We start from the raw sequence: 22,398 nt of genomic DNA, 5'->3' as shown, positions 1-22,398 counted from the left end.
AGATGGAAATATGTAATTTTGATTACAGAAAACTGTATAGCTAATATATACCAACCATGATAAACATGATTATCTAAGTAAATATTATTATAATTAGTTGACAAATATACAAATTACCTGATTTTATATTTAATAAACCCTTTGGTAATCAATAGCAACCTTTACTTACCCGTGTTGAATAAATTTTCTAAATCAACCACTCATTATTGCTTAACATTTCTATTTTTTATCAGTTTCAGCCTTTGTGTAGGGTTAAATAATGTGCAACTGACAACCCTACAAGTGAGCATCGGCGAGTTAGTTCAAGCTCAAACCCCTAATGCTGATGAATTAGTTAACAAAGGTGTGGAAAGCTATAAAGCAGGAAACTTTCGTGCTGCAATTCAATCGTGGGAAGCAGCTTTAGAGGTATACCAACAAAAGAAAAACTATAATAATATCGCCGTTGTTAATGAGAATTTAGCGCGAACTTATCAACAATTGGGTGAAAATGAGCAAGCCTTGAGTTATTGGGAAAAACTGAATAATTACTATCGCTCTCAACAAAACTGGCAAAAAGTAGGACGGATATTAACAGAGATAGCTCAAGCTTACAGTAATTTTGGGCAAACAGGAAAGGCAATTAATTTTTTATGTGGTGTTGATGCCAAAAATATCCAAAACCTAGCCTGCCAGCAAGGTAGTGCATTACAAATAGCTTCACAACAACAAGATAAACCCGGAGAAATTGCAGCATTAGGAAGTCTTGGCGAAGCTTATCGGCTTCGAGGCAATTATGATATGGCAATTCAATATCTCGAAACTGCAAAAAAGACTAATAATCAAACATATAATTTTGCCATCCTCAATAGTTTAGGAAATGCTCACGCTAGCCGCGCTCAACTTTGGAATTTACGCGCCAAATCTGCCGAACAACAAAGTATTTCTAAAGCTACTGAGTTCCAACAAAAAGCAAACAATGATTATCAGCAAGCTCTGACATATTTTCAATCAAGCCTCAAAGAAGCTCGTCAACAAGATAATAAATCTGGCGAAATCCGCAGTTTGCTAAATCTGATTCAGCTTTTTTATCACTCGAAAACAATTGCTTTAATACCCCAGAATAAGTTTGAAACAAATATCAAAGAAGCTTTAGATCTGTTAGATAAATTACCTGATTCTGTTAATAAAGTATATGCAGCGATCGATTTAGCAAACTTGCCTGATGTTGAGCAGGAATTAACTTCACCATTAACTCAGTGTTTGGCAAAACCAAAATTACCAAACGCGCAAGCAAAGGAATTATTTAACCAAGCTATAAAGATTTCTCAAAGGCTGCAAGATTCTCGTTCTGAATCTTATGCTTTAGGAGCGCTTGGTCATTTCTATGAGTGTCAAGAAAAAAACTATCAACTAGCTTGGGAATTAACTAATAAGGCAATCTGGTTAGCAGATCAAAAATTAAAAGCTAAAGATAGCTTATATTTATGGGAATGGCAGGCGGGGAGAATTGTAGAAGCCCAGAATAAAAATATTGAAGCACTTCCTTTTTATCAACGAGCATACAATACACTAGAACAATTACGCAGCGATATTCTCATTGCAGACCGTGATTTTCAATTTGATTTTCGTGATATCATTGAGCCAGTCTATCGCCAGCTAGCACAACTGCAATTAGAATTTGCTTTAGCAAATAATACTAGTAATAAACAACTTAGTAGCCCAAATTTAAATGCTGCCTTAACTACAATAAATTCCCTCCGGCTAGCAGAAATCCAAAATTACTTTGGTAATGATTGTATTTTAAGTGCGATTGATAATAGAAATGTCACCGAAGTCGTAGAAGACAGCACTGCATTTATTAGTTCAATAGTCCTCAAAGATAAGACAGGGGCGATATTGATTTTACCCAATCAAGAAAGACGTTTGCAATGGATAGATAAAAGCCAGGACACTCTGAGGGAAGAAATTAAAAACTTTTATACTGGGTTAATTAGAGGAAAACGCGATATTAACTATAATACAAAAGATGCAGAAAATCTTTATGAATTAATCATCCGCCCCTTTGAAGAAGATTTAAAATCTCAGAACGTTAACACTTTAGTATTTATCCAAGATAGCTTTTTGCGTAATGTGCCAATGGCTGCACTTTATGACAAAAAAGACAAGAAATATTTAATTGAAAAATACGCGATCGCTACTACTCCTAGTTTACAATTAACCTCAACCCAAAAAGTCGATCTCAAATCAAGTCGAGCTTTAGTTTTAGCTGTCAGTCAAGAAGCAAAAATCGACGGACAATTATTCGATCCCTTAGTAAATGTTCTTTTAGAAACTAAGATAGTCCAAGAACAGTTTGCGAATAGCAAAAAGCTAGAAAATCAGGATTTTACAATTAGTAATTTAGAACAAGAAATTCAAAACACTTCTTATCCAATTATTCACGTCGCAACTCACGCACAATTCGGCACAATTCCCGAAGATACATTTTTAATCACAGGAAATAATGACAAACTCACAATTAATCAATTAGAAAAATTGCTGCGTAAAACTAATAATAGTTCTAATGTAGTTGAATTATTAGCACTCACCGCTTGTCAAACAGCAGTTGGTGATGATAGGTCAACCTTAGGGTTAGCTGGTGTGGCGTTACAAGCTGGTGCCAAAAGTGCAATGGCTTCATTATGGTCTGTGGGGGATGAGTCTACAGCCAATTTAGTAGCAGAGTTTTATAATCAGTTACGTCAACCAAAAATAACTAAAGCAGAAGCTTTACAACTTGCCCAATTAAAACTGATTAATGCAAAAACAACTGAAATTGACATCCAATATAATCACCCTTATTATTGGGCACCATTTATTATTATTGGAAATTGGCTGTAATTGGTTATTCCACATTTAAACTGCATAATTACGGTGGGCATATTCAACTTTGGTTAATTACTAAACCTGAAGAACCCCAAAGAGCCAAAGCTGTGCTTTGTCTCCCCTAAGAGCTTGCTCTTAGGGGATTAAGGGGTGGGGTCTAATGATTACCGAAATCATAACTTATATAATTTTATCTTCCTTGCCAGTTGCAAATTTAGCAAAGCGCTCTGCTAAGGGTGGTACGATAACAAGCGGGTTGCTAAATCCAGAAAACACATGAATATTTTCAAATCCAGAAATAGCACCAATTAAAGGAATTTGATTGTTACTAAATGCTACTAAGCAATGATGCCAAGTTCCTGGTAAATTCCCCAAAGCTGGTAACACTTCCCCAACGCTTTCTCGCAACCAACGTTCACTCTCTTGTGGGTTTACCTGAGCATGAGGATCTGTAAGAACGCGGCTAATTTGACCCAAACGCAAGCTACCATCTTGAAACTGAATTGCACCGGCATCTAAAATTGCTGGTACTGGTTCATTATCTGGTTCATCCCACAATTGCTCAACTTGAGTAGATTGTGCTTCTAATTGAAACCGTTGCACATTTGCTGGCATAACTAAGGTGCGTAACCTAATATCAACTGGTGGAGTTTCAATTATTTCTGCGTGGGTAAAATATATTTTAAAAGCAATACCAGCTGATTTTAAGAGTTGGCGGCTAAGTCCACCCGCACAGATGACGACATTTGCACTCTGGTAAGTTGCATTGGTGGTTTCTACGCCATTTTCCAATATCTGCAATACTTTGTTAACTTGAAGTTCACCTCCACTACGCAAAAAAGCTTGAATGTAAGCTTGTGCAGTTTTTTGTGGATGAATGTGACCGTGTTTAACAGTTAAAGCACCAGATATAGCCTGTTGATTTATTAGTGGTTCTAGTTCACCCGCAGCTTCTGGGCTGAGTAAACGCGGTACAACAGCACAATTACTATATAATGCAGCGATCGCTTCTGGGTCACTAGCTGCTGAAATAGTTAGTAATAAATCTAATTCCCGAAATTCGATATCAGCGTCTAACTCTTGGGATAGGATATGATAACGAGCGATCGCATCTTCACACAATTGCCGAGTTACTGGTGTAGTACCCGCCCAATAAGCAAGTCCACCATAACTATAGCGAGTTGCATTCTCTGGTGTTTCATATTCTTCCACCAGAAGTACACCAAAGCCTGCTTTCCTTAGTTCATAAGCAAGGGTAGCACCCGTAATCCCACCACCAACCACAATCCAATCATAAGTTTTCATCCTAAATATCTTTCCTAATTACGAATTACGAATTACGAATTACGAATTACCATAAGTTGCTTGTAAACGACTTAAAAGATATTCTCCCGCAAGGATAGGCGGATAAATTGGTGATTTTTCTTTTTGGCAACACTCCAAACAAGCAATTTCTACATCATCATTGGGATGGCAGAAAAAAGCAATAGAATACCGAGACTGCTTTACTCTATCATCGTTAGGAATCATTACCCGATGCTTAGTCGAACAAAATACGTGATTTGTCCACCTTTGCATTAAATCGCCAGTATTAACTATAACAGTATCAGGAATTGCAGCCGCTCCAATCCATTCTCCTGCTGTTGTTTGTACTTCCAACCCGCCGACATCATCTTGGAAAAGTAAAGTAATACTGCCATAATCGGAATGTTCCCCTGCACGTACTTGTCCGGGTTTAGGCGGTGTTTGTAATGGTGGATAGTGGAGCGATCGCAAGGTATGATTGTGGCGATCGTGCCTTATCCTAAAAAAATCTTCTGGCAAGTCCAACGCCAAAGCAAATGTTTGCAATACCGTGTTAGCTAATTGCGTGCAACTATCATAAAAATCCACAATACAAGCATCTATCCCCACAGCACCTTCTTTGCTGACATTAAACGCTTCTTTCAAGTCACCTGGCTTATTCGGGTCAAGACGTTCTCTCTCAATACCAACATATCCTGTATTATTAAATTCATCACTCCAAGCTTGCTTTTGCTTAACTTCTAAAGGTAAATTGAAGAAAGATTTGCTGTAATTAAATACTTGCTGTATTAAATCTTTTGACATACCAGAATTTTGCAAGTACATAAAACCGATTTCATGACAAGCCTGATAAACTTCTTTCACAACAGCTTGCCGAGTTGTTGCATTGCTATTGGTGAAAGCAGTCAAATCAATTACTGGAATTGTAACCATCAATGATTCAAGATATAGTACGCGGTTAGGGGCACAACATGTTCATTGGTGTCAACTTAAGCCCAAACACTTATCCCACAGACGTTTTACCCCACCCCCAACCCCTCCCCTTGCTAAGGGGAGGGGAGGTTTTGCGTTAGCAAAGCCGGGGTGGGGTAACGCGGATCTTGATGGTAAATGAGTAGAACTCGCTCATTACGTTTTGATCGGGGTTTTACGTTAAGTTGACACGTATGCAACATGTTATGCCCCTACAACGATCTGTAACTCACAAAATTGCAATCTGTTGTAGTCTGATTTAGCGGATGCATAAACCTTGCTCAAAATCATCCCTCTAGAAAATGAAGAACATAAATCTAATATAAAAGAATTGTTCTTCGACTATTTTAATGAAACTAAATTAATTTTTAGCCAAGAATTTAACATCAATATAGATGTTAATACATTTTCCGAGCAATATATCACCCAAATCGATGAATTTCTCCCACCTTCAGGACGCTTGCTTCTAGGACAATACGAAGAACAAATAGCAGGTTGTCTTTGCTTGCGAAAGATTAACCAAGATATTGGCGAAATTAAAAGGATGTATGTCAAACCACAATTACGCCAAAAAGGAATAGGTCGAGCATTATTAGAAGCTATCATCAATGAAGCTACTGATATCGGTTACTCCAAACTTCGCCTAGACACCGCGCCTTATGCAAAAAAAGCACACGCACTTTATCGTGCATTTGGCTTTTACAATATCGAGCCGTACTTAGAAAAAACAGAAATTCCGTTAGAATATCGAGCAAACTGGATTTTTATGGAATTGATTTTAAAATAATGAATATCCGTCGTGAAACTCTAACAGACTACCCAGCAGTCGCACAAATAAATACATTAGCTTTTGGTCAAGACAACGAAGCCAAACTTGTGGAAATAATTCGCCATTCTGACCGTTATATTCCAGAACTTTCGCTAGTTGCTGAAATTGAAGGTATGGTAGCCGGTCACATTTTATTTAGCTATATTGACCTGGCGAACGAACAAACATTACAAGTACTCGGTTTAGCGCCTTTAGCAGTTCATCCAGAATTTCAAAGACAAGGAATTGGTAGTGCATTAATTAAAGCAGGCCTGGAAATAGCCCAAGCAAACAAAGAAGCCGTAGTAATTGTACTAGGTCATCCAGAGTTTTATACTCGCTTTGGCTTTCAACCTTCTGTGATTTATGGAATTGAATCTCCCTTTCCAGTACCAGAAGAATTTTTTATGGTTAAACCACTGCAAAGTTATCACGAAAAGTATAAGGGAAAAGTTGTTTATCCACCTGCATTTAATGAAGTATAGTATTCAGATATAGCATGGTGAAAACTTGGGGCGGACAAGATGTCCACCCCACGATAAAAATTGTGTCAGTTTTGCGATATTGTAATTATCTCCAATATCCAGATTACTATTTTCAGTATAAAATTATACTTTAAAGCAAATGAAAAAGGCGATCGCCTTTCTGTAAACCCCATTCTCGGCGTTTTTCGGCGTTGCTGAATTGCGGTATGAATAGAGACATTGCATTGCAACGTCTTTACAGGATTTTGATATTATGCACAATCGTTTTCATACATGAAATTAGCAACACCCGTTTTTCAGTACACGGGTAGGGGCACAACATGTTGTGCCCCTACGTGATTAGTGGCTGAAAACTTAGAACAATTTTCAATTTAATGGAATACACCCTTGGAAAATTAAACCTTTGTAGGCTAGCACAGATGTCTTATCCTGTTATGCTATATTCAACTAAAAGTCGCTGTACTTACCGTATTTTTGAGTATTTCTCAGAGAATAAGTCAATCAAATATTTCACCTGTGCGGATCTCAAAACTCAAGAATGCAAAAAAATCTTGCAGAATCTGGGTTTTCGCTTCTTCCTTGAGTCTTGGAGCGATCGCGCTACGCTTTTAAAAAGTATCAAGAAATTGAAACTTAGTAATTCTTTTTATTTACTATTTGAAATATTTTAACTGTCTTAACTGTCTTAACTGTCTTAACTGTCCACTTAAAAAATACACTTAACTGTCTTAACTGTCTTAACTGTCCACTTAACTGTTTTAAATGGACAGTTAAGCGAACTATTAAGTTTTTTGTTGGTATTGCATTTTTTGGACAAAGCTGAGATGATTCATCTTCAGTTGAAGTTGAGCAGATGTTTTTAATTAAGCAAGCTGTTTCAAAGTAAAAACTGAAAGTTTTATTTCCTTTGAGTAAAAAACACTTAAACATACTATAGAGATGGAAAAAATCAGAAAAATAAAGTTTCCTAGCGCTTAAACCATACTCCATAGATTTACAGCAGAAAATTAGGTAAACCTCTAAAAATGAATCTATTCTTTTAACAAAACTTAGGAGAAAGATTATTAGTTTACCTAAGTTTTATACACAAACTAACCAAACAATATAATCAACTAGCTATAGTTAAATGCTAGAGACATTAAGTACAATTTCCCAGGGCAATAATAGTATTTGTGTAGCGGTTTTGGACGGGCCTGTTGACCGCGCTCATCCTTGCTTCCAAGGCGCTGACCTTAAGTCCCTGCCCAGCTTGGTTAAAGACAATGCCAGAATCGACGGCAATATGTCCGCCCACGGCACCCACGTAGCGAGCATTATCTTTGGGCAACCGGGCAGTCCGGTGCAGGGAATCGCTCCCCAATGCAAGGGAATAATTGTACCAGTCTTCGCCGACGATCGCCTCAGAACTTCCCAGCTAGATTTGGCTAGGGGGATTGAGCAAGCAGTTAACGCCGGCGCTCACATCATCAACCTCAGTGGCGGTCAACTAACCGACTATGGGGAATCCGATGGTTGGCTACAGAATGCCGTTCGTCTGTGCCGAGAAAACAATGTTTTGCTCGTCGCCGCAGCAGGCAACAATGGTTGCGATTGCTTACACGTACCTGCTGCCATGCCTGCTGTACTGGCTGTGGGGGCGATGGATGCAAATGGTAAACCCCTGGATTTCAGCAACTGGGGCGAAGCGTACCAAAGCCAAGGTATCCTTGCCCCTGGAGAGAACATACTAGGAGCTAAAGTCGGTGGTGGCGTCCACCGCGTTAGTGGTACCAGCTTTGCTGCTCCCATTGTCTCAGGTGTAGCAGCACTGCTGCTGAGTCTTCAACTGGAACAGGGAGAAACCCCCGACCCCCATAAAATTCGTCAAGTGTTGTTGCAGAGTGCTTTACCCTGCGACGCAGATATGCCAGAAGATGCCAAGCGGTGTCTGGCAGGAAAACTGAATGTCTCTGGAGCCATAACGTTATTAAAAGGAGGAAAGATGACTCAGACATCCACATCAGTCAGTGCATCAGAAGTAGAAGCCGCAGGGTGCGGTTGTGGTAGCAGCTTAACTAACGCCAGTGAAGCGCTCGCCGCTCACCAAGGACAATCTGCTCCTAGCTTGGTTGGTGCGGCAGCCAATGTCGAAGGGGCACAGAGTGTCCCTAGCAACACCCCCAATTTCCAAAACTATATTCAATCATTTCCTACACCTGTAACTCAACAACCGATGATGCCTAACTTAACTGCTAACTCCGTCACCGCCAGCCAAGCACCCAGCGAACTCCCAGATCTCGGCCCTCTGGTATATTCACTAGGAACCCTGGGCTATGACTTTGGAACTGAAGCCCGTCGGGACTCATTTAAACAATTGATGCCACCATTTGATATCGGCGGAGGGGTGATGGTACCGGCTAACCCCTACGATGCTCGGCAAATGGTGGACTACCTGGACAACAATATTTCGGAAGCGCGATCGCTAATTTGGACACTTAATATAGAATTAACTCCAGTATATGCGATCGACCCCACCGGCCCCTTCGCCGCCGAGTCTTACCGTGCCCTCCACGAACTGCTATCCGGTCAAATCCAACCCGAAAGCAATGCCGAATATGTTGAGCGCGTCAGCATACCGGGTATATTAACCAAGCGCACGGTCAAGCTTTACTCCGGTCAAGTTATCCCAGTGCTTGAACCCCAAAGCACCCGCGGTATCTACGGATGGAAAGTTAACAACTTGGTGAGTGCAGCGATGGCAGCAGTGCAAGCAGAAGCCGGGACTGCTGACGAAGAAACAATCCGCAAGACCTTAGATGGTTTCCTCAACCGCATTTACTACGACCTCCGCAACTTGGGAACCACATCCCAAGACCGCGCCCTTAACTTTGCAGTCACCAACGCCTTCCAAGCCGCCCAAACCTTCAGCCAAGCGGTTGCTGTTGGTATGGAACTTGACAGCGTTACCGTTGAGAAAAGTCCTTTCTGCCGTATGGATAGCGACTGTTGGGATGTGAAACTGAAGTTCTTCGACCCTGAAAATAACCGCCGTGCCAAGAAGATATTCCGCTTCACCATTGATGTCAGTGACTTGATTCCTGTTACCTTGGGCGAAGTTCGTTCCTGGTCTTCACCGTATTAAAGGGGAATACAATTTTGATAAGAGTGTAACAACATACACTCTTGCCAAGAAATCTAAATTTGTTCACCTTACCATACGGAGAATTTTAAATCATGCGACTTCCTATATTGTCTCCCCCTGTCAAACGTCCCGATGTTATCCAGCCTGCGCTGTGCGTGGATCTGGAAAATGGTAGTCCTGATGATTTGGTACATATTCGGATGGATCTGTTGCATGGTGCCAACTATAACGATCCTCCAGCCTTTGCCAACCGTAGTTTCAACCAAGTGATGCACTCTAGTGCTAGCCAGGGTATGAGTCAGGGTTGGGGCGGCTTTGGCAGCATGGGAGGATTCTATTAACGAGCGACTAATAGCCGCTAATCACCATGCCTCAACAAACTCAAACCTTATGGCAAATTGGTCAACCCGGTAAAGGAGGTCAGGAGTTTTCCCAGGAAGGTGGCTGGCAAGGGGAATTTACCTACGTAGTTGGGTCAGATTCAGACCCAATTAACCAGCCGCAGATGCCATCGTTACTCGTGGTTCCAGGTCGCAAGAAGAAACCACGCAGCAAAGCAAAGCAGCTGTTTTCCACCGAAAAACTGAATATCCAGTTCACCCTTACCCAAAACTACAGTGTCGGCGAACTTACGCTCTTTTACAACTTTTTTGGCTCTCAAGTTGACACCCTCTGGGTTAACGGTGAGCCAGTGACCGAAATTGTCGGTGTCGGGTCAGGCAAGGCAACCCAAGCTCAGATTCCCTTGCCAGCCTTGAGTGCTGGACAACATACCCTGACCTTAACCACTGCTGGTGAGTCGGGAGATGGCGCACACCGCATCGACTATCTCAAGTTAGAGGCAGTTGTCGCTACCCAGCAACCGCAAACCCTCCAAACACCCCAAACACCAAAGGAAACTATGGCTAAGGAGAAAACAGAAATAACACCTCCGGAAGTGTCACCCACCCCCGAACCGAAAAAGAAAAAGTCTTACGTGCCCACTTCCCAAACTGGGTTACAAGATTATTCTTACTGGTGGGAATACGCCAGACAACATGCCAAAGCACCGGAGGAGGGCAAGCCCTTCCGACGAGGCCGCATCTGGGCTTAGGGGGTATATACACAAGTCGAATTACCCCCCTTAATCCCCCCTTATAAAGGGGGGAAACTAGAAATCATGTTCCCTCCCCTTTATAAGGGGAGGGTTAGGGTGGGGTAAAACCCGGATTCATCAACTACTTGAGAATTCTGTATGCACCGTAGCCTTAAAAAGGCTTGCTCAGAATCTCTCTCTTAAAGTCCCACCTTTGAACGGGGATTTAGGGATCTAAAAAATTAGGAGGCTAAACGAGTAGTTTAAAAACATGCCCTAATCCCTAACCTATCTTGATTATCGTCCACTTTAATGACCCAATGTTTGCTCTATGCAATCCACCACACTCCTCCAAATTAAGCCCCACTTTCATATCGAAGTGATTGAGCCAAAGCAAGTGTATCTCCTTGGCGAACAGGGTAACCATGCCCTAACTGGGGAACTCTACTGTCAAATAGTACCCCTCTTAGATGGGCAACACACCATCGAGCAGATTATACAAAAGCTTGATGGTCAAGTCCCGGCGGAATACATTGACTATGTACTCAATCGCCTTGCAGAGAAGGGCTACCTCACCGAGGCTACCCCGGATTTATCCCCGGAAGTGGCGGCATTTTGGACTGAGTTAGGAATTGCACCCCCTGTTGCAGCGCAAGGGCTAAAGCAACCCGTGACGCTGACAACGGTGGGCGACAACATCAGTGAAGTAACTGTCGCTGCTCTGGCAACTGCCCTGCGGGACATGGGCATTCCCGTGCAAAACTCCGCAGACGCAGGTTCAAGAGCAGCGCTCAACATCGTCTTGACCGATGACTATTTGCAGTCGGGACTAGCCGCCATCAACAAGCAGGCTCTAGAGCGCCAACAGACTTGGGTGCTTGTCAAGCCGGTGGGCAGTGTCCTGTGGTTGGGGCCAGTGTTTGTTCCTGGAAAAACGGGGTGTTGGAGCTGTCTTGCTCATCGGCTGCGGGGCAACCGCGAAGTAGAGGCGTCAGTCTTACAGCAAAAACAACTCCAGCAAGAACGCAATGGTCAGAAAGGGCGTGTAGAGAGCTGCTTGCCCACGGCACGGGCAACGTTGCCCTCTACCCTGCAAACTGGGCTACAGTTCGCCGCCACCGAGATTGCCAAGTGGATTGTTAAGCAACACGTTAATGCCACTGCACCAGGAACGGCGCTTTTCCCCACCCTCGACGGCAAGGTCATCACCTTCAACCAGACGATCCTGGACTTGAAAAGTCATATATTGACTAAGCGGCCGCAATGTCCGGCCTGTGGTGACCAAGAAATTATGCAGCGCCAAGGGTTTGAACCGCTGAAGCTAGAATCGCGCCCCAAGCAGTTCACCCATGATGGTGGTTACCGTACCACCAGCCCAGAACAGACCTTGCAGAAATACCAGCACTTGATTAGCCCTGTTACAGGAGTGGTAACTGAACTGGTGCGGGTTTCTGACCCGAATAATCCCTTGGTACATACCTACCGGGCGGTGCATAGCTTCGGCAGTGCCACCACCCTACGGGGACTACGTAATACATTGAACTACAAGAGTTCTGGCAAAGGTAAGACCGATAGCCAATCCAAAGCTAGTGGTTTCGGCGAGGCGGTGGAACGCTATTCGGGCATCTTTCAGGGGGACGAACCCCGCAAACGGGCAACCTTGGCAGAGCTAGGGGACTTGGCAATTCATCCAGAGCAGTGTTTGTACTTTAGCGATGATCAGTATGCCAATCGGGAAGCCTTAAACGCTCAGGGTTCAGCGGCAGCTTATCGCTGGATTCCCCATCGATTTGACGCCAGTAAAGCGATCGACTGGACACCAGTGTGGTCGTTGACTGAGCAAAAGCACAAATACGTACCTACTGGCTTTTGCTACTACAACTACCCGATGCCGGAAGCTGAGCGCTTTTGTAAGGCGGATTCCAACGGTAATGCAGCAGGCAACACCCTGGAAGAGGCAATTTTGCAAGGGTTTATGGAACTGGTGGAGCGAGATTGTGTAGCTCTGTGGTGGTACAACCGCCTCAGCCGCCCAGGGGTGGACTTGGCCAGCTTTGACGAGCCATACTTTGTCCAGTTACAGCAGTTCTACCGAGAACAGAACCGGGAATTATGGGTTCTGGATTTGACTGCTGACCTCGGAATTCCAGCGTTTGCAGGCATATCCTATCGCACAGTAGGAAGTTCAGAGCGGATAGGTGTTGGTTTTGGGGCACACCTCGACCCGAAGATTGCCATTGTTCGTACCCTCACTGAGTTAAGCCAAATTGGGTTACAACTAGACAAAATACCCGACGAGCAGCTCAAAGGTGAATCGAAAGACTGGCTCTTAGGAGTGACTAGAGAAAGTCATCCTTGTTTAATTCCAGATGCATTGCAGCCGCTAAAGACTGCCAGCGATTACCCGAACTTTTGGAGTGATGACATCTACACAGATGTGATGAAGTGTGTGGAGATTGCCCAAACAGTAGGGCTAGAAACCCTGGTGCTAGACCAGACGCGACCGGACATCGGCTTAAACGTGGTCAAAGTAATTGTACCGGGAATGCGAACCTTTTGGTCGCGGTTGGGGCCAGGGCGGCTCTATGATGTCCCTGTGAAGTTGGGGTGGTTAAAAGAGCCTCTGCGTGAAACACAGATGAACCCCACAAATATACCGTTTTAAATCTTTTAAAAGTTTGTAGGCGACAGGCTCCGCTACATGCCAAATGTCGCCCTAATAGGCTTCTTTCCAACGAAGAAGAGGATTGACCCACCTCAACGGGTCAGCAAATCAAAGAACAAAATGAGGATATTACTCATGGAAAAGAAGAACATTCTGCCCCAACAAGGCAAACCCGTGATCCGCATCACCACTGGTCAACTGCCCAGCTTCTTAGCTGAACTCTCTGAGGAAGCTCTCGGTGAGGCTGGTGTGGGAGCATCTGCCACTAGCTCTGCTACTGCCTACGATGGTGCAGAAGCATCTGGCACTAGCTGTGCGACTGCCTACGATGGTGCAGAAGCATCTGGCACTAGCTGTGCGACTGCCTACGATGGTGAGTAAGGATATGTAGCCTAGCTCACTTTAGTCGCACTACAGTTAACCTCTAGTTGCGATCGCAGTGATTTACTAGGCTGTGTGTTGTTGACGAGGTTAAAGATGTCGAGTTGCGAGCAAAACTTTACTCGATCCTGAGTTTTGTACACTTTCTTCATCTACCTCGTCTTCATCTTACACCTCCCAAAAGATACGCGCTACAACGCTTCGGCATTTAGCGCTGTCAAAAATGGGAGGTTAAATTGCCATTAGGTCAATCTCAGTGGCGATTAATTTGCTTTACATGTTTTTTGGTAAAAAGGCAATCCGTATTTTTCGTTAGAGTTAGGCACTCTATTGAGATTAGCAACAAAAAATGATAATGATGCGATCTACCTGACTAATACCAAATTGGCATAGAAAACCTTGATTCAAAAGTCTGGAATAGCCTATTAATCAATGGTTTTAACCCAAAATCCGTCTTGAAAAGTTTTGATCGGAGGAAACCTCCGCTCAAACTTTTCGCAAAATCTAAAATCCAAAATTGGTATAAGATGATGTCCCTAACTTCTATGCTTCAAAATAATCTTCTCAAAGACCGCCGTCTTCAGTTTATCCGAACCCATCAAGAGGCTTTTGATGTTGAGCCAACCTTTCCTCTCCCTCTTTTTGAAGAGGTAATTCTTGAGATTGAAGGTTCTTGTTTTGTTGAATCCTCTTGCCAAATTGAAGGTGGCCGACTGTTAGCAGGTCGTCATGAGGTTTGTAAATATCCTGGAAAGTCTTGGCCGGAATCGCTAACTCATGCGTTTAAGTTATTAGATAAAATTGAGAATCAGTTGGGTGTACGCATTAATCGTAACTCGTTTGAGCAGTTTGCAGCAGCACATATTGGCTCACGTAAAATCACGAACAACACGATTGGCATTCACTTGGGTTCAAAGCTGGAAGATTCCAGTGCAGTGTTCTATGTCTATATCGATGACAAGGAAGATCCTGAAGAATTAGCAAGGACAGCGATCGCTCTTGATGGCGGTCAATACTCAGATGAATTAACACAGGTTTTGATTAGAGATACTTGGGCAATTAGCTTTACACTTTTCTTGGATGGTCGTAGTCGCGTCGAGCTATGTCCCATTGCTCCAGCACAGCTTGGAGCAATGGGACATAGAGGAAACTATCTTACACCCTACATACAAAAACACTTTTCCCAGAAGGTGAATTCTATTTTCAGGGGTTCTTATCTCTTGATGACACGCTTCTCTAAAGACTATGCAATGCCAGTCTTATGGTTTTACTTCACTAACATCAAAGATATACCAAAATATTTTCTATTTAATAGCTTAGGTGATAAAGTATACGATTTTTGTCAAAATCAAAGTTGCATTACGGGTACTGGTGTGGCTGTTGCAGAGCGAGAGTTGGAGAAGACTCGATTAGAAAATTTTTGTTTTTACTACGACCAACGTGACGGATGTCAACCACGTCCGGGATTTTGACTTTTCTTGAAAATGACTGTGAATACGTAATTGAAACTTAAAATTACCTGATAAGTCAAAATGGCTCTTCTGTTTCCCTATTGTTTCTTCAATACTTACTGTTCGTTTTCCATTATTCATCGCCATGAGTAATCATCCCTTCGCTGTTTCGCTCAATCCCGATATCCAAGTTAAAAGCACCGAAGGTCATTACACCTTTCACTCAGCACAATCCGATCCGACTGCTTTGCTCACCCTAGCTACAACCCCCGGAATCAGTATTGCTATCGAGAGTCTCAAGGCAGGCAACACCACAACCGAATCACTTGTGCAAGGGTTAGCCAGACTTTATGGACAGGCAGCTGGGGAACAGTTCGCCGTGATGCTACAAAAATTGGATGAGCGGGGTTGGCTCAGTTACGCTGTGTTGCCACTGGCAGTGGCGATTCCGATGGTGGATTCTGCCGAGTTGAATCTAACCGAACCCTACTGGACACAAACCCGTCTCACCCTTTCCCGCTTTGCCTATCAACATTCCTATGATGGCACAATGGTGCTGGAATCTCCTCTCTCGAAGTTTCGGATTAAACTCCTCGACTGGCGAGCAAGTGCGCTTTTGGCTCAACTAGCCCAACCCCAAACTTTAGAATCATTGACACCACCGCCCTATCTAGGACCTGAAACAGCCTATCAATTTCTGAAACTGCTATTTGCAGCAGGTTTTTTGACGGCTGAATCTGAACCCCCCGCACTCCAGCTTTGGGACTTTCATAACTTGGTTTTCCACAGCCGTAGCCGCAGCGGTCACCATGACTATCCGCTCATAGACAATATTATTGACCGATGGTTGGATTTCCCAGTAGTGAAGCCGCCTATGAGCGATCAAATTGTGCCTCTGCCGCAGCCGAATTTGGGCGCATTGATGTATAACGATGCTACGCTGACGGAAGCGATCGAATCGCGCAAATCAGTTCGAGAATATGACGACAACTATCCGATCGCGATCGAACAACTGAGCGAACTACTGTATCGCACCGCCCGTGTTAAGGAGTTACTTGAGGCTGAAGAGTGGTTTGGTGACTTTTGGCGAAAAAACCCAGATCATAAACTAGATTTTGACTATGGCAAGTTGAGCAAGCGACCTTACCCCAGTAGCGGGGCGATGTACGAATTAGAAATTTATCTGGTGGTACAGCATTGTAGAGGCTTGAACTTGGGGGTGTATCACTACGACCCTCTCAATCACCAGCTAGAGCAGCTAATGGAATCAAAGGATAATATTATAAATTTATTAGGTTATAGTTGGATGGGAGAAGTATTATCTCCGCGTCCACAAATTATATTAGTAATTACAGCACGGTTCGGTCGAATATTTCGTCGCTATCGTGCTATGGCTTACGCAGCGGTGCTTAAGAATGTTGGGATTCTATATCAAAACTTTTACTTAGTAGCGACCAATATGGGTCTAGCTCCCTGTGCCATAGGGAGCGGGAATAGCGATACTTTCGGTCGGTTAATAGGTCTAGACTATTTGGAAGAGTCGGTGGTCGGAGAATTTGCGCTGGGTTCGTTGCCCAAGCGCAATGTTGAAGCAAGTGGGGTGGAATCAATCGGGGTTAATAACGCAGAAGGATTGACTGAGGCTATAGTCTCAACCAGTGAGACTAATGAGACTAAGCCTGCGTCTGGTGAGGCAGAAATATTAGGAAATCAAATTTCTCCAGTTAGACTAGTGGCAGGAATTCAGCCGACTGAGGTGTGGGAAAGTCCTGAAAACACCTCGGTGCAAGTTGAGGATATCGGTGCTGAGCCTGTTGACTTGGCTCCTTCAGATGCAATGTCTACGACGGGCTACGCCTACACTCAGGCTCTAGATTCATTGAGTGTCGCTGAGGGTGAAAGGGAGTCGGCGGCAGTTTTAGCCAGTGAAGTTGAAAGTTCTGCGTCCCCAATATCTGCGGCACTCCACCCCCATGAACTCGACGATCGCATCCCTGGACTGGCCCAACTCCACAACCAAACCCTTGGTGACCCCCGCATCACGATTGTAATCATAGACGGCGACCCAGACCATACATTGTCCTGCTTTGCAGGAGCTGAAGTCTCTAAGGTGATTCCCTACTGGCACGAACCAGCAGAACCAATCAGCCCACAAGATTACGCCACCTACCAAGCAATCCGCGACCAGGGGCTAAAGGGTAAAAAGAAGGAAGATGCATTCTACGCTGCCCTCCCAAAAAACAAGGAGCGGGTTGAAATCAATGACCATGCCTGCCACGTCACTAGTATCATTGTGGGGCAAGAGCATAGCCCTGTTTTCGGTGTGGCTCCCAAGTGTCGGGTAATCAACATGCCCCATGATGCACTAGGAAACTATGATGATATGCTGTCACCCCTCAACTTAGCCCGCGCCTTCGACTTAGCCTTAGAGTTGGGTGCAAATATTATTCACTGCGCTTTTTGTCGCCCCACCCAAACAGGGGAAGGAGAAGAGATCCTTGTCCAAGCGATTAAGAAATGCCAAGACAACAATATTTTAATCGTCGCGCCGGCGGGGAACAATGTAGGCGAATACTCGTGTCTACCTGCCATGCTGCCAGGAACTTTAGCAGTGGGAGCCGCAAAAGTTGATGGTACACCAGCCGAATTTAGTAATTGGGGGGGTAATAACACAAAAGAAGGTATCCTCGCTCCAGGTGTAGATATTTTGGGAGCGCAACCGTGTACTGAAAAACCCGTGCGCCAGACAGGAACTAGCATGGCAGCTCCCATAATCACGGGTATTTCTGCGCTGCTGATGAGTTTGCAACTGCAACAAGGAAAACCCGTCGATGCCGAAGCCATCCGAGCCGCACTGTTCAACACCGCGATTCCCTGCGACCCAAAAGTTGTAGAAGAACCACAACAATGTCTGCGCGGCTCTGTCAATATCCCTGGCGCAATGAGAGTGCTGTTTGGGCAACCCTCCGTCACCTTTTCCTTCACGGGCGACGGAATGACCCGCACGGAACGCCCTGGATATGCCATACCTAGCGCTATGGCTGCCCCAGCAAGCATCACCGCCGCCAGCCCAGCTGTGGAACCCACCGATGCCACAACAAGCGAAACATCCGTCACCGCCGCTGATGCCGCAGACGCAGCCACCGTGGAAGCCAGCATCGCCTACGATGGCAACGTCTACGCCCTCGGCATTCTGGGTTACGACTTTGGGGATGAAACCCGCCGTGACAGCTTTAAGGAACTGATGCCTCCTACCCAAGTCAACGGCATCATGGTTCCGCCAGACCCCTACGATGTCCGGCAAATGGTCGATTACCTCGATCGCAACCCTGATGAAAGCCGTTCTCTAATCTGGACTTTGAGCCTAGATGGAGACACAATCTACGCCCTAGACCCAACAGGGCCGTTTTCAGGGCAGATATACGAAATATTTCTGCTCATGTTAGCTGGGCAACTCGAACCAGAAACCAGCGATGAATTTGTCGAGCGAATCAGCGTACCCGCCCGGCGCACCAAGCGCACGGTGGAACTGTTCTCCGGTGAGGTTGTGCCTGTAGTAACAGTACATGACTTGCGGGGGTTGTACGGCTGGAAAGTCAATGCCCTAGTGGACGCGGCGATGGCGGCAATCTCTCGCCGGGTGGACGAAGCCCAAGCACCTCTGGTGCGACAAGCTTTGATAACCTTCCTCAACCGAGTTTACAACGATCTTCGCAATGTGGGGCAGACTTCCCGCGATCGCGCCCTCAACTTTGCTGCCACCAATATATTCCAAGCGGCTTTGACCTTTGCCAAAGCGATCGCTGAGCGTCGTCAATTCGACACGATTACAGTGGAAAAAAGCCCCTTCTGTCGCATTAACAGTGACTGTTGGGATGTCAAGCTAGAGTTCTACGACCCAGAAAATAGTCGTCGGGGGCGCAAAGTCTTCCGCTTTACCCTTGATGTGCGCCTTCTGATGCCGGTGACTCTGGGTGAAATCAAGAGCTGGTCACTGCCGTCTAATTCAATAGACTAACGGGATTTTGTGGCATGATTTCCAATTGGGTGCGATCGCCAAGGTAGTAATATAGCTGGCGAGCGATCGTACCAAAAAATTTACAGCGCTTTTCATTAGAATGGAATACATGCTTGAATACTAAATTATCGTAAGGGCACAACAATGCTAAAGCCCCTACTGTGGTCTATTCAACTGCAAATTGCTGTAATACTTAAATAGATAGTTTTTCCACAAAATTTTGATGTTCTGGTGTGGATAAACCTTGCTGTAAAACGGCTAACACTTTAGCTAAATTTCCTGATAATAGAGCCGCTTTATCTAACCACAATCCCGAAAATACTTGAGAACAGACTATACTATTACTATTGGTTTCAAGTTTAATATATTCGCCTTCATTTAACTTAAACCAATCAAATTGCTGGTCATAAACTCGCCAAACTAAATATTCCTGTACTTTATTACGGCGATAAACTTTGAGTTTTTCATGCAAATCATAAGAAGCACTAGACGCAGCGATTTCTACAATCAATTCGGGCGCACCTTCTAAATAATCATCTTGAGTAATTCGAGTTTGCCCTCCTTGTTCTATCCTTAATAAAGCATCTGGTTGCGGTTCGTTATCAGCATCTAATAAAAGAGTAGTATTATCTGCAAAACCTACGCCTGGTGTTGCTGCTTTGTAAACTCCAAGCCAAGCTATCATGTAAGCATGAGGTTCTCCATGACTCTTGATTCTCAATGGGGATGCCACGTAAACAACTCCTTCAATCAATTCTGCTTTTTTCAGATTTGGCATGGCGTGGTAGCGTCGCTCAAATTCAGCACGGGTGAGTTTGTCGCCGTTTTCTAAAGGCGGAATCATCAACAGTTGAGCAGTTGTGTCAGTAGATATCATAATTTTTTGATCGTTACTGAGATGGGAGGAAACAGGCAATAGGCAATAGGCGATAGGTTTGAAAGTCTATTAGTGTCGTGGTTTTACGTTCAGTTTATGTCCTAACCTAGTTGGCAACTACTATATTAATAATTTTATTAGCAAAAAATTGAGTTATACCAATTTAATATGAAGACGCATATAAATACCCCACCCGCGCTAGCGCGCACCCTCCCCTTGCCAAGGGGAGGGTTGGGGAGGGGTAAAATTCTATGCAGCTTCACGAAGAATTGGTATTAAAAACTTCCTATTAACCATTAAAAATTACTGGTGCTGAGACTATACCTTTTGCTTCTAAAGCAGCTGCAACTTGTAAAATTAAGGCTTCATTATATGGTGCTGCTATCAATTGCACGCCCAAAGGCAAACCATTTGGGCGTTGAATTGGTACTGATAAAACAGGTAAACCAATAAAAGATAATGGTTGAGTAAATAACCCCAAATGAGGACGAATCAGAATTTCTTCGCCGTCCAAAATCATAGTTTGTTGACCAATTAACGGGGCAGCAATTGGTGTAGTTGGTGCAAGAATAATATCGACATTTTGAAATACTTCGCGCACGCGATCGCGGTACCATCTTCTAAACCGTTGCGCTTGCAGATACCAACTACTAGGAATTAACGCCCCAGCCAAAAAGCGATCGCGTGTTGCTGGATCGAAATCCTGAGAACGCCTTTGCAATTTATCCAAATGCAGATTTGCTCCCTCGCTTGCTGTAATCACAAACGCCGCAGCACGGGCGCGGTGTGCTTCTGGTATGCTTACATACTCAGTTACATCCAAAGCATCAGCAACTATTTGCACTGCTGCTAAAGCCTCCGCTTGGGCACCTTTAGTGAAATAATCAGCAGCGATCGCAATTTTGATTGCAGAGATATCTTGCTGTAGAGACGTTACATGTAACGTCTCCACAGCAGGACGCTGAGTGCAAATTGGATCGCGATCGTCTTGGCCTTGCAACACATCAAACACCGTAGCAATATCTTGCACCGAACGTGCAAACGGCCCAATGTGGTCAAAACTGCTAGAAAACAAAGCCACCCCAGCGCGAGACAACCTACCATAAGTCGGCTTCAAACCAAAAACCCCACACAAAGCCGCCGGAACGCGAATCGAACCATTAGTATCAGAACCCAGCGTCAGGGGAACCAACCCACCAGCCACAGCCGCCGCCGAACCACCCGACGAACCTCCAGCGACTCGCAGTAAATCATGGGGATTATGAGTAGCACCATAATGGGAATTTTCCGTCACAAACCCATAGGCGTACTCATCCATATTTAAAGCACCAAGTAGCACTGCACCCGCTTGTCTTAACTTCGCCACTGCGGTTGCATCTTGGGTAGCTACTGGGTTTTCTGCATTAATTTTCGACCCCGCCAAAGTCGTTAAACCTGCAATATCAAAAAGATTTTTCACCGCAAAAGGCACGCCAGCAAGTATTCCGGGGTTATTACCTTGGGCAATTTCCTTGTCAATGCGTGCAGCATCAGCCAAAGCCGCCTCAGCAGTGATAGTTGTAAAACAGTTGAATTGATGATTCCGTGTTGCGATTCGTGCTAACGCAGCCTTGGTAACATCCACTGCGCTAACATTGCCTTCACGTACAGCAGCTGCTATCGTGATGGCATCGGCTGAATCAAAATTCATGCTGGAATATTTAGGAGATCGCACGTTTAGCTTTTTGAGTAATAGCAGTCCGCATAGTTTTTGCTAGTTGTAGCAAAATAACTGTCAGACCTACATCTAAAATACAAGATAATAGAAACCAAACTGGTAGAAATTTATCTTCAGGATTTTTTGCAGCTTGTGTAAAAGCGATACGACCCACAGCATTTGAGCCAATCATAAAGCCATACAATGGTGCTATCAACGATCGCACTTTTTCGCTCAAACTTGTTAAATCACCACCTTCGCCTTTAAATCGGTCAGCAAAAGTGGATAAAGTATTAGCTATTCCCCAAAGGCTGTATAGCGGAATTATAAATCGAGCGATCGCGCCTCCAGGGCTAATTGGATATTCATGGAAAAAATTCTTTAAATCTGCGTGGAGACGATATAGCCAAATCAAAAAAACAATGATTGAAATCACACCGACAATTAACGAAACTATTGATACCAACCCATCCAATAAAGCAACTAGCTGATAAACAGGTTGTGCAATTACTTGTAGCAAAGAAAACAGTGTAGATACCAGCCCGATTCCCAAAACTACCCAAAGTAAACTTACTAACAATCTACCCACACCTGCTGACTTCAATGACTCAGCATCATTCAAATTATTCATTCCATTTTAGCAATAGCATTGTCGGCTAATATATTAATGTTGTAATTATACTTATCACTCAGTAAA

General features: G+C 44.1%; 15 protein-coding genes. 10 read left to right on the top strand and 5 right to left on the bottom strand.

Annotated elements, in window-relative coordinates; translation table 11 throughout:
• Positions 1–261 precede the first annotated feature (261 nt).
• Positions 262–2,862, top strand: a complete 2,601-nt coding sequence (locus H6H03_RS05130; RefSeq protein WP_313931792.1) for a CHAT domain-containing tetratricopeptide repeat protein — start codon at positions 262–264, stop codon at positions 2,860–2,862.
• Between the two features lie 165 nt (positions 2,863–3,027).
• Here the strand turns inward: H6H03_RS05130 and H6H03_RS05125 are convergent, their stop codons facing one another.
• Together H6H03_RS05125 and H6H03_RS05120 are read right to left on the bottom strand one after the other, a co-directional pair.
• The gene (locus H6H03_RS05125; RefSeq protein ID WP_190954054.1) at positions 3,028–4,152 is read right to left on the bottom strand and encodes an NAD(P)/FAD-dependent oxidoreductase; all 1,125 of its coding nucleotides are present in this window, start codon (positions 4,150–4,152) and stop codon (positions 3,028–3,030) included.
• 39 nt (positions 4,153–4,191) lie between these two features.
• On the bottom strand, positions 4,192–5,085 hold the full coding sequence (locus H6H03_RS05120; RefSeq protein WP_190954053.1) for an isopenicillin N synthase family dioxygenase: 894 nt from the start codon (positions 5,083–5,085) through the stop codon (positions 4,192–4,194).
• A 316-nt stretch (positions 5,086–5,401) separates the two neighbouring features.
• On the opposite strand from H6H03_RS05120, the gene H6H03_RS05115 reads away from it, so the two are divergent.
• From H6H03_RS05115 to H6H03_RS05075, 9 genes are all read left to right on the top strand, one after another.
• Complete coding sequence (locus H6H03_RS05115) at positions 5,402–5,911, top strand: GNAT family N-acetyltransferase (RefSeq protein ID WP_190954052.1); 510 nt, start codon at positions 5,402–5,404, stop codon at positions 5,909–5,911.
• Positions 5,911–6,417 carry a GNAT family N-acetyltransferase gene (locus H6H03_RS05110; protein ID WP_190954051.1) on the top strand — a complete coding sequence of 169 codons (507 nt, stop codon included), beginning with the start codon at positions 5,911–5,913 and terminating at the stop codon, positions 6,415–6,417. The genes H6H03_RS05115 and H6H03_RS05110 overlap by 1 nt, the downstream gene beginning before the upstream one ends.
• A 1,126-nt stretch (positions 6,418–7,543) precedes the next feature.
• Positions 7,544–9,538: a S8 family peptidase gene (locus H6H03_RS05105; RefSeq protein WP_190954050.1), complete on the top strand. Its 1,995-nt coding sequence runs from the start codon at positions 7,544–7,546 to the stop codon at positions 9,536–9,538.
• Positions 9,539–9,630: 92 nt separating this feature from the next.
• The gene (locus tag H6H03_RS05100) at positions 9,631–9,879 is read left to right on the top strand and encodes a cyanobactin biosynthesis system PatB/AcyB/McaB family protein (protein WP_190954049.1); all 249 of its coding nucleotides are present in this window, start codon (positions 9,631–9,633) and stop codon (positions 9,877–9,879) included.
• Positions 9,880–9,905: 26 nt separating this feature from the next.
• Positions 9,906–10,631 (top strand): cyanobactin biosynthesis PatC/TenC/TruC family protein, encoded by a 726-nt coding sequence (locus H6H03_RS40110; protein WP_242057730.1) that lies wholly within the window; start codon positions 9,906–9,908, stop codon positions 10,629–10,631.
• A gap of 313 nt (positions 10,632–10,944) precedes the next feature.
• A complete protein-coding gene (locus H6H03_RS05090) occupies positions 10,945–13,278 on the top strand; it encodes a TOMM precursor leader peptide-binding protein (RefSeq protein ID WP_190954048.1) in 2,334 nt (777 codons plus the stop codon).
• 135 nt (positions 13,279–13,413) lie between these two features.
• On the top strand, positions 13,414–13,659 hold the full coding sequence (locus tag H6H03_RS05085; RefSeq protein WP_190954047.1) for a DUF5837 family cyanobactin class RiPP: 246 nt from the start codon (positions 13,414–13,416) through the stop codon (positions 13,657–13,659).
• 545 nt (positions 13,660–14,204) lie between these two features.
• Complete coding sequence (locus H6H03_RS05080) at positions 14,205–15,131, top strand: LynF/TruF/PatF family peptide O-prenyltransferase (RefSeq protein ID WP_199338747.1); 927 nt, start codon at positions 14,205–14,207, stop codon at positions 15,129–15,131.
• A 124-nt stretch (positions 15,132–15,255) separates the two neighbouring features.
• Positions 15,256–19,128 carry a PatA/PatG family cyanobactin maturation protease gene (locus H6H03_RS05075; RefSeq protein ID WP_190954046.1) on the top strand — a complete coding sequence of 1,291 codons (3,873 nt, stop codon included), beginning with the start codon at positions 15,256–15,258 and terminating at the stop codon, positions 19,126–19,128.
• Positions 19,129–19,321: 193 nt separating this feature from the next.
• Here the strand turns inward: H6H03_RS05075 and H6H03_RS05070 are convergent, their stop codons facing one another.
• The 3 genes from H6H03_RS05070 to H6H03_RS05060 form a co-directional block, all read right to left on the bottom strand.
• Positions 19,322–20,005 (bottom strand): Uma2 family endonuclease, encoded by a 684-nt coding sequence (locus H6H03_RS05070; RefSeq protein ID WP_190954045.1) that lies wholly within the window; start codon positions 20,003–20,005, stop codon positions 19,322–19,324.
• Between the two features lie 289 nt (positions 20,006–20,294).
• Positions 20,295–21,695 (bottom strand): AtzE family amidohydrolase, encoded by a 1,401-nt coding sequence (locus H6H03_RS05065; RefSeq protein WP_190954044.1) that lies wholly within the window; start codon positions 21,693–21,695, stop codon positions 20,295–20,297.
• 10 nt (positions 21,696–21,705) lie between these two features.
• The gene (locus tag H6H03_RS05060; protein ID WP_190954043.1) at positions 21,706–22,332 is read right to left on the bottom strand and encodes a DUF4328 domain-containing protein; all 627 of its coding nucleotides are present in this window, start codon (positions 22,330–22,332) and stop codon (positions 21,706–21,708) included.
• Positions 22,333–22,398: the final 66 nt, after the last annotated feature.

Origin of the sequence: Nostoc paludosum FACHB-159, from assembly GCF_014698835.1 — a bacterium.
GTDB classification, from domain to species: domain Bacteria; phylum Cyanobacteriota; class Cyanobacteriia; order Cyanobacteriales; family Nostocaceae; genus Nostoc; species Nostoc paludosum.
This window is presented reverse-complemented; position numbering and strand designations above follow the sequence as displayed.